At 52.3% G+C, this 12,911-nt stretch carries 12 protein-coding genes; all 12 read left to right on the top strand.

What is annotated here, in order from left to right:
- Window positions 1-10 precede the first annotated feature (10 nt).
- The 12 genes from VMF88_06455 (at window position 11) to VMF88_06400 (ending at window position 12,897) form a co-directional block, all read left to right on the top strand.
- On the top strand, window positions 11-904 hold the full coding sequence (locus tag VMF88_06455; GenBank protein HTY10696.1) for a glycosyltransferase family 2 protein: 894 nt from the start codon (window positions 11-13) through the stop codon (window positions 902-904).
- 15 nt (window positions 905-919) lie between these two features.
- Complete coding sequence (locus tag VMF88_06450; protein HTY10695.1) at window positions 920-1,912, top strand: glycosyltransferase family 2 protein; 993 nt, start codon at window positions 920-922, stop codon at window positions 1,910-1,912.
- Entirely contained in the window at window positions 1,909-3,492 is a 1,584-nt protein-coding gene (locus VMF88_06445) for a radical SAM protein (protein HTY10694.1), read from the top strand. Before VMF88_06450 ends, VMF88_06445 begins: the two co-directional genes overlap by 4 nt.
- A 156-nt stretch (window positions 3,493-3,648) precedes the next feature.
- Complete coding sequence (locus tag VMF88_06440; GenBank protein HTY10693.1) at window positions 3,649-4,812, top strand: glycosyltransferase family 2 protein; 1,164 nt, start codon at window positions 3,649-3,651, stop codon at window positions 4,810-4,812.
- A 28-nt stretch (window positions 4,813-4,840) separates the two neighbouring features.
- Entirely contained in the window at window positions 4,841-6,265 is a 1,425-nt protein-coding gene (locus VMF88_06435) for a sugar transferase (GenBank protein ID HTY10692.1), read from the top strand.
- Between the two features lie 16 nt (window positions 6,266-6,281).
- Window positions 6,282-6,998: a polyprenol monophosphomannose synthase gene (locus VMF88_06430; protein ID HTY10691.1), complete on the top strand. Its 717-nt coding sequence runs from the start codon at window positions 6,282-6,284 to the stop codon at window positions 6,996-6,998.
- Between the two features lie 9 nt (window positions 6,999-7,007).
- Window positions 7,008-9,020 carry a glycosyltransferase gene (locus tag VMF88_06425; GenBank protein ID HTY10690.1) on the top strand — a complete coding sequence of 671 codons (2,013 nt, stop codon included), beginning with the start codon at window positions 7,008-7,010 and terminating at the stop codon, window positions 9,018-9,020.
- A gap of 16 nt (window positions 9,021-9,036) precedes the next feature.
- Entirely contained in the window at window positions 9,037-9,987 is a 951-nt protein-coding gene (locus VMF88_06420; GenBank protein HTY10689.1) for an acetyl-CoA carboxylase carboxyltransferase subunit alpha, read from the top strand.
- Between the two features lies 1 nt (window position 9,988).
- Complete coding sequence (locus VMF88_06415) at window positions 9,989-10,447, top strand: thioesterase family protein (GenBank protein HTY10688.1); 459 nt, start codon at window positions 9,989-9,991, stop codon at window positions 10,445-10,447.
- Complete coding sequence (locus VMF88_06410; protein HTY10687.1) at window positions 10,425-10,586, top strand: Trm112 family protein; 162 nt, start codon at window positions 10,425-10,427, stop codon at window positions 10,584-10,586. Before VMF88_06415 ends, VMF88_06410 begins: the two co-directional genes overlap by 23 nt.
- Window positions 10,576-11,436, top strand: coding sequence for a carboxylating nicotinate-nucleotide diphosphorylase (nadC, locus tag VMF88_06405; GenBank protein HTY10686.1), 861 nt, complete (start codon window positions 10,576-10,578; stop codon window positions 11,434-11,436). Before VMF88_06410 ends, nadC begins: the two co-directional genes overlap by 11 nt.
- Before the next feature lie 3 nt (window positions 11,437-11,439).
- On the top strand, window positions 11,440-12,897 hold the full coding sequence (locus tag VMF88_06400) for an oligosaccharide flippase family protein (protein ID HTY10685.1): 1,458 nt from the start codon (window positions 11,440-11,442) through the stop codon (window positions 12,895-12,897).
- The last annotated feature ends 14 nt before the right edge of the window (window positions 12,898-12,911 follow it).

Genomic DNA, 12,911 nt, shown 5'->3' with positions numbered 1-12,911 from the left:
GACCGGACCTATGACAAAGGAGAAGCTTAAATACGTCATTGTGTTGGTGAATTACAATAACTGGTCTGATACAGTCGAATGTGTCCGGTCATTGGGACAAGGAGGCGTCGGGGATGATAGTATCCTCATTATTGAAAACGGATCGACCGACAATTCATTCGATAAATTGTCGGAATGTCTTTCCAGCGTGAAGGTCCTTCACAACGATCATAACCTCGGTTTTTCCGGGGCCAACAACATTGGCATTCGCTATGCGGCCGATCGCTCTGCCGAGTACGTCATTTTATTAAATAACGATACGCTGGTTGAACAGAATGCGATTGTAACCCTTCTCCGGCAAATGGACCATCACACCAATGCCTCCATCGGCACCGGGCTGATTACATATTACCCCGAAAAGAAAAAAATTTGGTACGCGGGCGGAAAACTTGTTGGGTGGAGAGGGCTGGCTGTTCACCGATATAGAGACGAATCAGTCGATGTCGGCTCGGCGAAGAAAGAACCCGAATTCGTGACATTCGCAAGCGGATGTTATCTCTGTCTCAGAGTCGCGGACCTGCCCAGGCTGGGATTCCTGGATGAGAGGTTTTTTCTGTATCTTGAAGATATCGAATACTCGGCCAGGGCGGTTAAAAATGGTCTGAGACTCCTGTATGTTCCGTCTTCCGTCATTTATCATAAGTGCAGGGGAGAGCGCTTGTTGAAGGCTCAAACGCTGTATTATGCCGTACGAAATAGGAACTTGCTCATCGATACTTCATTTCCGTTGATCGCCAAATGCTATTTCTATTTTGTGATAAGGTTGAAAATGACGGTGTGGTACTTCACGGACAGAATGCTGTATGAGGCGTCGCGGAAAGGGCTGAGAGATTTCAAAAAGAATATTGTTGGTCAATATCAGTAGAAGCCGGAGAGGTCTTTGGTTCTGTCTATTATTATAGTCAACTACAATTCAAAGCCAGTATTGAGACGATGCCTGCACTCGATCCTTGAATGTCAGCTTCCATTTCCTTATGAAGTCTTTATCATCGACAACGCCTCCGACGAAAGCATCAGCGACCTCAAGGATGAATTCCAGGCCTTCGTCTTTGTTTTTAATCCGGCGAATATTGGTTTCGCGGGAGCCTGCAACGCAGGGATTCTCCAATCCTCCGGGACATATGTTCTGCTTTTGAACCCCGATACCGTTCTCAACCCCGGTTCGCTTCCCCCGATGATAGAATATTTAGAGGAGCACAGGGATGTCGCCGTGTCAGGCTGCAAGATCTTTGATTCACTGGGAGGCATCGAACATTCTACCCACTCTTTTCCGACGCTGACAAAGGAGTTCTTTCACGCTAACGAATTTCTTAAATCACTGGTGCGCTATGATAGCGTCGTCGGTGGGTTGTTACGGAGATTTATTCCGGCCAAATCGCTCAACAGCTATAGCGATCATTCAAGCATCATGGAAGTCGACCATGTTACCGGCGCATGTATGATGGTGCGGAGAGCGGCAATCGACAGGGTGGGGCTTCTTGATGAGGCGTTTTTTCTCTACAATGAAGAGGTTGAATGGAGTTACAGGATGAAATGTGCGGGCTACAAGACCGTGTTTCTTCCCGGATCTTCGATCATTCATCATTTCGGATACTCTACAAAACAACGGGTCCAAAAGCAGACGGCGAACAGGCTTCTGGTCGAGCGGTATCGTGGGATGTTTTACTTCTTTCAAAAGCATTACGGATTTGCAAAATTGATGTTATTACGGTTAATTGTGATACAGGGCTTTACTTTGAGGCTCTTCCTTGCCTATATTAAAAGAATAAGCCATTCCGGACTTAGCCCTTTTCTGGTGCAGGAAATTCAATGTCTAAGGAGCATTATCGAGCTGGCGTTTGCCAATAATTTTGATTGGAGAAAAGAGCGATGAATATAGCGTTCATTAACCCCCCATTTCACCCGAAATACTCCCGCGGTTCGCGAAGTCCGGCGGTCACAAAAAGCGGAACGGTATACTACCCGATCTGGCTGGCACTAGCCGCCGGGGTAGCGGAGAAACGCGGACATTCCATAACGCTGATCGACGCGCCGGCGGAGATCATTTCAGCCGAGCAGGTCATCGAACGCCTTCATCAATTCCGGCCGGGGCTTGCGGTCGTAGAGACCAGTACGGGGAGTATCTCGAGCGATATACGCTTCGCCGAACAGTTGAAACAAACGTTCCCTTCGATTTTTGTCTGCCTCGTCGGGAATCACGCAACGGCCCTTCACGAAGAAGTGCTGAACCAGTACCCGGTGGCCGATGCCGTTGCCCGAAACGAATACGAAGAAACGATCGTCGAATTAGCCGGTGTCCTCTCCGGCGGGGGAGCGCTGGAAAAAGTGACGTCCCTCACCTGGCGCGACGGAGGATCTGTTCGCTCGAACCCTCAACGGCCCGCCAATCAGAAGCTTGATGATATGCCGTTTGCCAGCGAGATATTCAAAAGATTTTGCAAACCGCGCGACTACTTTTTTGCGGCCGGCCGATATCCGCAAATGATGGTGTATACCGGAAGAGGCTGTCCGTACCTTTGCACGTATTGCGTTTATCCCCAGAACTTTTACGGCCACACGTACATCCATCGTTCCCCCGAAAGCATCGCGGCCGAATTCCGGTACATTGAACAAAACTTTCCCGAGGTCGTCGAAGTCACGATCGAGGACGATACGTTTACCGTCTATAAAAAGCATACGATCGACGTTTGCAAACTGCTGATCGCGCAGAAGAACACGCTGACATGGACATGCAACGTCCGCGCGGACCTCGATGAAGAGACGATGCGATGGATGAAGAGGGCGAATTGCCGGCTGGTCATCGTCGGCTTTGAAAGCGGCTCGAATGAGATCCTGAAACTGATGAAAAAAGGGGTCAGCGTCGAGCAATTCAAGGCTGCGGAAAATGCCAAGAAAACCGGTCTGCTGATCCACGCGTGTTACATGATGGGAAACAGGGGGGAAACGCTCGAGACAATGTACGAGACCCTCAACCTGGCAAAAAAATTGAATACAGACACTGCGCAGTTCTTCCCGCTGATGATTTATCCAGGTACCGAAGCGTACGAGTGGGCGAAAAAGGAAAACCTGATCGATGCAAAATCATTCGACGAGTGGCTTACGCCGGAAGGGCTCCACAACACTGTCGTGCGGACCCACGACCTCACCGCTCAGGAAATCGTAGATTTCTGTAATTACGCGCGCAGGGAATACTATCTTCGGCCGGCCTATATGTTCATGAAGCTGAAATCGGTGCTGAGGAATCCGGCAGAGCTGAGAAGGACCCTCAAGGCGTTCTTGTCATTCTATAAGTACCTGTTCGGCGGCAGCCACAAAGAGAACAAGAATAAATTTGAAACAAAATTGGCCGCTGGTTCGGTCCAAAGAAAGAATATTGATGTTCCTTCTTTCGGAGTGAAGCACGGACAGGCTGCTGCGCCGGGTCGCATGCCGGCGGACGTTGAAGCCCGGTAAACCGCGGTCAGGGACCATTTGTCGGATGTGAATCCAGGCACGAGGCACTGGGCCGCCCGTCGTTTCGTGATGGTATGATGCTGCGAAAAGATAGTGGGGATTGATTACGCTTGACGATTCGAATTTTGATGATCGTGTCATAATTGCGCCGCATAAATGTTTGTTGATTCTCTCTTCAGTATTCTTTTCATCGCACTCCTGTTCCTTGCATTTCACACGTATGTATTTTATCCGGTCATCATGAAAGCCATCGCTTCATTTCGGCCGCCGGTCGCCGACATCCAGAATGTTCCGCCGGTGTCGATCTTGATTTCAGCCTTCAATGAAGAAAAGGTGATCGCTGATCGCATCGAAAACATTGCCGCACTGGACTACGATTTTACGAAGCTCGAATTGCTGATCGGCTCCGATCAATCATCGGACGGAACGAATGAGATCCTCCTTCAACTGAAGAAAAAGTATTCGTGGCTGAACGTGTTCTTCTTTGACCAGCGCCGCGGCAAGGCCGCCGTGCTGAGCGACCTCATGAACTCAGCCCGTTACGAGCTTCTGGTCTTTACCGATGCGAATTCCGAATTTGAACGATCTGCCGTCAAGAGGCTTGTGCAGGGGTTTGCAGATCAAGACGTTGGAGGAGTCTGCGGGCGTTTGATCCTGCGCGAGACCAACCAGCATCGGTTCAAAAGCATTGAAGAGAAGAAATACTGGGAATACGAAACGTTCATAAAGAAGTCTGAAGGGAAATGCGGAATCCTGATAGGGGCGAACGGCGGTATTTTTGCGGTGCGGAAGTCGCTGTTTCAGTCTTTTCCTCCGGCAGCCGTCACCGACGATCTCTACATCACGCTGTCCGTGCTGATGAAGGGTCGAAAATTCATTTATGAAGAACATGCGATCGCGTCCGAGGACCTCCCCGAAGAGCTCTTTTCGGAATTCAGGAGGAAGATCAGGTTCGCAGCAACAAACTACCAGACCCTTGCCTACGTCAAGGGCCTGTTCTTCAACAGAAATGTACTTTTATCGTTCGCGTTTTGGTCCCACAAAATCATCCGATGGTTTTTTCCCTTTATTCTCGTCGGTCTGATGGCAACGAACATCGCTCTGAGATCGGAATCGGAATTTTATTCGGTTATGCTCGATGCCCAGTTGATCTTCTATGGAATAGGGCTTATCGGATATCTTTTTTCACTTGTTAAGATCAGGATCTCGATTTTTTCGGGGATCTATTTTTTTATTCTCTCAAATGCAGCTCTTCTGATCGGCTTCGTTCGGTTCGCGCAGGGCAGGCAATCGACAATCTGGCAATCGACGCCGCGCTGAACAGCATACTGTGGTTCGCTACCATTTGATGGCAGACGCAATGATTACCGGCACTACCAGAAGGATCTTGGGGAGATTTGCGCACGTTGCGTTCGACCTTGTTTCTTTCGCTCTCGCATTCTCGGTTTTTTACAGCTTGCGCGTCAACAGCGGAATTTTCAGGGTTGCCGTCGTGCCGGATTTCTGGCTGCCGATGATTGCGATCGGCATTTTTTGGTTCGTGGTTTTCTTCTTTTTCGGACTCTATCGCCCCTGGCGGGCCAAATCGCGGCTGGATGAATTTATTTCGGTCGTCAAGGCGATTTCCTTCGGCTGTTTCCTTCTTGTCTTCGTCTTTCTGATAGACGATACAAGCATCGGAGCGCGTGTTGTCTTTCGCTCGGTGATTTTGGTCTACTGGGGTTTGATGATCGTCTTTGTGGGGCTTGGCAGGATGATCTTCCTGAGCATGCGCAGGAGGCTTCTGGCCGCCGGTATCGGCCTTCGCAATACGCTCATCGTTGGATGGAATGAAAAAGGGAAATCTCTCTACGACCTTGTCCTGCAGCACCCGGCGCTCGGATACCGCGTCGTCGGTTTTGTTCGCCTTGATAAACGCAACCGCGCCGGGGAGTACGGAGGTATTCATTGCCTCGGAACGAGCGATGAACTCCCTTCGCTCATTCAACGGTTTGCCGTCAGGGACATTCTCTTTGCTCTCGAGTCTGCCGATCACGGTAAACTGCTGGACGTCATCTCCCGGTGCAACGGACACGACATTAGCATGAAGATCCTCCCCGACATGTACGACATCATCAGCGGACAGGCGAGGACCAACCAGCTTTACGGCTTCCCGCTCATCGAAATCTCTCCGGAGATCATGCAGCCGTGGGAGCAGAGCATGAAACGGCTGACGGATATTTTCGCCGCCCTGTTCGTGCTCGTGTTCTCTTCGCCGTTGTGGGTGCTCATTTCAATTGCGATCAAATTGGATACGCCCGGGCCCGTCGTCTACAGCCAGGAACGCGTCGGGAAGGACGGAAAGATCTTTAAGATGCATAAATTCCGTTCGATGCGGGCTGATGCGGAGAAAGAGACTGGACCGGTCTGGGCGCCAAAGCACGATGACCGCGTGACCAAGGTAGGGAGATTCCTGAGGAATTCCCGCCTCGATGAAATCCCGCAGTTCATCAACGTCCTGGACGGCGACATGAGTCTCGTGGGGCCCCGGCCCGAACGGCCGTACTTCGTTGATAAACTCTCCAAGGAAATTCCGTTGTACCACCGCCGGCTGAAGGTCCGTCCCGGCATCACCGGCTGGGCGCAGATCAAACAGGGGTATGATAGGACGATCGACGACGTGAAATCAAAAGTACGGTACGACCTTTTCTACATCGAGAATATGTCGTTCCGGATGGACATTAAGATAATTTTATATACATTCTATGTTATGCTGATGGGGAAAGGCCATTAACTCTGAACCCTCGCGAATGCCTAAAGCGCTTGTCATAACGCCGACGTACAACGAAGCCGTCAACCTTCCGAACCTCATCCCGCAGGTGCTTCACCAGTCCACGGATATCGAGATTCTGATCATCGACGACAATTCCCCCGACGGTACGGCCGCGATCGTTAAAGAGTTCCAGCAAAAAAATCCGCGCGTGCATCTCATCGAACGTCCGCGGAAGATGGGGCTCGGGACCGCCTACGTGGCCGGGTTCAAGTTCGCGATCGAGCATCAGTACGATTATGTCTTCGAGATGGATGCCGATTTCTCGCACAATCCCAAAGAGCTCCTTAATTTTCTCGTGAAGATCCAGGAATACGACCTGGTCATCGGCTCCCGCTACATTCGCGGCGTGAGCGTGGTCTACTGGCCGTTCCGGCGGCTGCTGCTCAGCTATTTTGCCAATTTGTACACGCGGGTGATCACGGGACTGCCGGTGAAGGATGCCACCGCCGGTTTCAAATGCTACAGGCGCACGGTGCTCGAGAACATCAATCTCGACGAAATCCGGTCGAACGGCTATGCCTTCCAGATCGAAATGAACTACAAGGCATGGAGGAAGGGTTTTCGCCTCTGCGAAATCCCGATCATTTTCGTCGACCGCGACCGGGGCGTTTCAAAGATGTCGAAGAACATCGTCTACGAAGCCGCGTTTATGGTGTGGAAGCTCAAGCTCCGCAGCATGTTCAATCTGTTGTAACCTCTCGCCATGGATGTCTCAATTATTATCGTCAACTATAACGTTCGCGACTTTCTGAACAACGCGCTCGTTTCTGTGAGCAAAGCGCTGGAAGGACTGAAGGGAGAAGTGTTCGTCGTCGATAACGCATCCGACGACGGCAGCTGCGACCTTGTCCGTCAATCGTTTCCGCACGTTCGTTTGATCGCGAACACGACGAACGTCGGCTTTGCCAAAGCGAACAATCAAGCTCTCGCTCTGGCTTCGGGGAAATATCTCCTTCTCTTGAACCCCGATACGATCGTCCAGGAAGACACCTTTCGCACGCTGATAGATTTTTTTGAAGCGAATGAAGATGTCGGTATGGCCGGCTGCAAGATCCTGAACCCCGACGGATCGCTGCAGCTCGCCTGCCGGAGGAGTTTTCCGTCGCCCTGGGTCGCGTTTACAAAAGTTTCCGGGTTAAGTTCGATCTTCAGCGGATCTAAGATCTTTGGAAAGTATAATCTGACCTACCTGAGTCCCGACGAAAGTACCGAGGTCGACGCCATCAGCGGTTCCTGCATGATGATCCGCCGCACCGCGTACGAACAGATCGGCGGCCTCGACGAGAGCTTTTTCATGTACGGCGAGGATCTTGACTGGTGCTACCGCGTTCAGCAGGCCGGCTGGAAAGTGTTCTATGTCGCCGAGACGAAAATTATCCATTACAAAGGGGAGAGCACGCGCCGCAGCGACATCGACGAGTTGAGCATTTTTTACAAGGCGATGAGGCTTTTCGTACGCAAGCATCATCGGGGATCGGTTCTGTTCGAATCGGTCATTGAGATGGGCATCGACGCCCGCCGGTTTCTCGCGGCGGTGGTGCGGTACGGCAAACCATTCCTTGTTTCTATTTTCGATTTTTGCGTGGTGCTTGGGACGATCCTCGTCGCTGCCGACATCCGTTCCGGAACATTTTTCTCCTTCCCTGCCTATGCCTATCCGTGGGCCCTTATCGTTCCGGCCTCCGTCGTTGTCGTTTCATTGTACGCCGCCGGGGCCTATACCATCAGGAAGCTCTCGCTCTCGCACTCGTTCAGCGCGGTCTTCTTTGCGTTTGTGATCATCTCGGCGCTCACGGCATTCGTCAAAGATTTTGCATTCAGCCGAATGGTGATGGTGGTATCGGGAGCGCTGAGCGTTTTCTTGATCCCGGGATGGCGCCTCGCGATCAGGTTGACGGGAACAGGAAGTTCTTTTTCGCGGAAAACGCTCTTCGGCAGAAGGACCCTCATTGTCGGAGCGGGTCCAACAGGGCAGGAGGTCTTAAAGAAATTGCGCAGCAGACCGGGAGACGGCTACGACGTCGTCGGCTTTATCGACGTGAACCGGCAACGGCTCAACCAGAAGATCCTCGACGTCGAGATCCTCGGCAGCGTCGACACGATCGGGAAGGTGATCAACGATCACAGGATCGACGACGTGATCTTTTCGGCGGATGCGATCCCGTACTCGACCATTCTCTCGGTGATCAGCAAGAGCAGGAACCGGATGGTCGAATTTAAGCTTGTGCCGAATTCCCTTGAGGTCATCATCGGCAAGTCCCGCATCGACCAGCTGGACGAAATACCGTTCATCGAGCTTCAATACAATATCGACAAGCCGATGCACCGGTTCACGAAGCGCGCGGTCGATATTGTTGCCGCGCTTTTCCTTTTGATTTTATGCGCTCCTTTTGTATCTTTAGGCCGTCTCCTGTTTCGCTCTCAGCCGTCCGCGTTTTCATCAGCAATGTTGGCGATGCCGAAAGTGCTCCGCGGTTCGATGTCCATCATCGGGCGTCCAGCCGGCGGCGCTCCTTCCCGCGCACCGTCCGCTCACAACGGAATTTACCTCGGGAAGCCGGGTGTGACCGGCATCGTGCAGATTCACGCGGACCGGTCCATGACCGCCGAAGAGCAGGAGCAGTACGAATTGTATTATGCAAAGAACCAATCGTTGATGCTGGATTTTGAGATCATCGTGAAAGCAGTGGTGAACTCTTTCCGGCATAGTGTCTAATCATACCGGAGCGTGCATGGGAAAAGCTGTGTTGGATTTTGAAAAACCGATTGTGGAGCTTGAGCAGAAGATTGACGAAATGAGGAAGCTGTCCGACAACCTCGACATCGCAGACGAAATCACAACCCTGGAGAAAAAAGTGAGCCAGCTTCGCGAAAACGTTTTTTCGAACCTCACGCGGTGGCAAAGAGTTCAGCTCGCGCGCCATCCCGAGCGGCCGTATACGCTCGATTATATCGGCATGATGACCACGGGGTTTATCGAGCTGCATGGAGACCGGCTCTTCGGCGACGACAAATCGATCGTCGGCGGCTTTTGCAAGCTCGAGGACGACACCGTCATGATCATCGGCCACCAAAAGGGGCGGGACACAAAGTCGAACCTGTTCAGAAATTTCGGCATGCCGCAGCCGGAAGGCTACCGCAAAGCGCTTCGCTTGATGAAGCTCGCGGCGAAATTCGGCAAGCCCGTCATCACGCTGCTCGACACGCCGGGAGCGTATCCGGGCATCGAAGCCGAAGAGCGCGGCCAGGCTGAAGCGATCGCGCGCAATCTTTTTGAGATGTCGCACCTTCCCGTCCCGATCATCGTCGTGGTGATCGGCGAAGGGGCTTCGGGAGGGGCGCTTGGAATTGGCGTCGGCGACAGGATCCTGATGCTTGAGAATACCTGGTATTCTGTCATCGCACCGGAATCGTGCTCTAGCATCCTCTGGAGAAGCTGGGAATATAAAGAGCAGGCGGCCGAAGCGCTCCGTCTCACAGCCCGCGATCTTTATGAGCAGAAGATCATCGATAAGATCGTTCCCGAGCCTCCGGGAGGAGCGCACCGCAATCCGCAGCAGACAGCGCAGATATTGAAGGATACGCTCGTCGAGGAATTGCGTCCGCTGAAAAAAATGAAGACTGAAAAGCTCATCGAGAAGAGGATAGAGAAGTTCAGCGCGATGGGAGCCTGGAACGAGTAAAATGCCGATCACCTTTACCACCGACGTTCGTGTCCGGTACGCCGACACGGACCAAATGAAATTCGTCTACTACGGAAAATTCTTCGAGTACTTTGAACAGGGGAGGTCCGACCTGCTCCGGGACATCGGAATGCCGTACCCCGAAATCGAAGGCATCGGCATTTATCTCCCCGTTATCGAAGCCGGCGCAAAATACAAACGCTCCGCCCGGTACGACGACCTCCTTCATATCGAAACTTCTCTCAACGAAATTCCCATCGCGCGGGTAAGGATCGAATACCGGGTAATCAGAGAAGGAGAGAAGGAGCCGATCGCCGAAGGGTTTACCGTGCACAGCTTTATCAATGCTCAGACCGGAAAACCGACGCGCGCACCGATGAAATTCGTGGAAGTTCTCGAAGAAGCGTTTAAACGAAACAAGCAGAAAGGAGTCCCCAATGGTAAAACAGGAATTGCTTGAGATCCTTTGCTGCCCGAAATGCAAAGGGGGACTCGACTACAAGCCGGCGGCAAATACGCTGACGTGTAAAAAGTGCGGCCGGATCTACGAAGTCAAAGACGATATTCCGATCATGCTGGTGAACGACGATGCCCGCTGACCTCCTCAACGACAGTAAGATCGGGAGGCTGATCGAACAGGCCCTTCAGGAAGACATCGGGTTCGGCGACGTGACCAGCGAGTCCCTCATTCCCGAGGATCAATTCGGCCGGGCAATTCTCCAGGTGAAGGAAAACGGCGTTCTCTCGGGGACGGAACTTGTCGGTCTCGTCTTTCAGTATGCGGAAGGGGGAACGTCCGCTACGATGCACGCAAAAGATGGTGATGTTATTTCAGCGGGAGATCAGATCGGCGAGATCTACGGCACGGTTCGAGGGATACTTTTAGGAGAACGCGTCGCTCTGAATTTTTTACAGCGCATGTCGGGCATAGCGACTCTCACGCATAAATTTGTTCATGCGGTCGCCGGAACTCAGGCGAAGATCACCGACACGCGCAAGACGGCCCCGGGCCTCCGCATGCTCGATAAAAAAGCCGTCCGAGACGGCGGCGGCGTTAATCACCGTTTCGGCCTTGATCAGATGGTGTTGATCAAAGACAACCATATCGCCGCTGCGGGGAGCGTCGCCGGCGCATTGACGAAATGCAACTACTACCTTGCCGAACACAATCTCGACGTGAAAATCGTGCTGGAAGTGACTTCGCTCGGGCAGATCGAGGAAGCGTTGGCCACCGGGGGTCTCGACAGGATCTTGCTGGATAATTTTGAACTTGAACCGATGGCAAAAGCCGTGCAGTTGATCGGCCACGTGGTCGAGGTCGAAGCCTCCGGCGGTGTCACGCTTCAAACGGTGAAAGCCATCGCCGAAACCGGTGTCGATTTTATTTCCGTCGGCGCATTAACGCATTCCCCAAAAGCGCTCGATATTTCCCTCGAACTGGTCTCGTAACCCATGTTTTCCCAAATCAAGCGCCTCGGTGCGGATACGGCCATCTACGGCATCAGCACGATCGTCGGCCGCTTCCTTACGTTCCTTCTCGTCCCCTTTTACACGAACGTTTTGACGACCTCGCAGTACGGGATCGTCGCGAACGTTTATTCGTATCTTGCCTTTTTGAACGTCATCTATAACTACGGAATGGAGTCGGCCTATTTCCGCTATGCCTCCGCGCTCGAAGACGGCGAGGCAAAAGAACGATTCAGCACGCCGTTCATCTCCATCGCCGTCACGTCCCTGCTTTTCTCTGGATTGATCCTCGCGTTCGCCGTTCCGTTGACCCATGTGTTTTTGATCAGCGAAAGTCTCTATCGGATCCTCTATTTCAGCGCCGGTATTCTCTTTTTCGACGCGCTCGTGATCGTTCCGTTCGCGTCGCTTCGCCTCGCCCGACGCCCGAAGTTTTTTGCCTCGTTGAAGATCGTCAATATTGCTTCCAACGTCGCCTTCAATGTTATTTCGCTCCTGTGGTTGAAGTGGGGGGTGGAGGGGATCTTCATCAGCGGATTCGCGTCGTCGGTGCTGACGTTTGTCCTGATGGTTCCGCACATTATGCAAAGCTCGTCATGGAAGTTCTCGCGGACGTTATATTCCGATATGCTCAAATTCGGCCTGCCGTATGTACCGGTCGGACTGTCGGGGATGGTCCTTCAGGTGATCGACCGCCCGATGCTCAAAGCGTTCACCAACGACAGCAATGTCGGCATCTACCAGGCGAATTACCGGCTTGGCATCTTCATGAACCTCGTCACGTCGATGTTCGATTACGCGTGGAAACCGTTCTTCCTTTCGCACGCCAATGATAAAGATGCAAAAGTCCTCTTTGCTAGGGTGCTCACCTATTTCCTGCTTGGCATGAGCGCAATATTCTTGGCGATCTCGTTCTTCATTCCGGACCTTGTCCAGATCAGATTGTTCGGACGGCATATCATCCATCCCGATTACTGGAGCGGACTGAGCGTCGTACCGGTTGTCTTGTTGGCGTATATTTTCGGGGGTGTGTCGATTCACCTCAACGCCGGGATTTTCATCGAGAAGAAAACAGCGTATCTCCTGCCGGTGTCGATCCTCGCCGCGGTTTCAAACATCGTCGCCAACTTCTTCCTCATCCCCGTGTATGGCATAATGGGGGCGGCGTATGCCACGTTGATCGCGTATGCTCTTTCGGCCATCGTCATGTACTTTATCGTCCAGAAGTTTTACAGGATTGAGTATGAGTATGGAAGAATATTCAAGCTGGCTGCGTCGGTGGCGGTTGTGTATCTTGCGGAAATTTTCTCCATCCGCAGCGGTTATGGCTCCCTGCCGCTCCGCACTGGATTGATCTTCTTCTGGCCGGTGATCCTCTACCTTTTCGGATTTTTTGATTCTGAGGAAATATCACGCGCTGCAAAATTGCTATCAAAAGGATGACACTCCAGAGGGGA

This window comes from Bacteroidota bacterium (genome assembly GCA_035506275.1).
Lineage (GTDB): Bacteria > Bacteroidota > Ignavibacteria > UBA10030 > UBA8401 > JAGVPT01.
The sequence above is the reverse complement of the archived record's forward strand: the minus strand, read 5'-3'. Positions and strand labels throughout refer to the sequence as shown.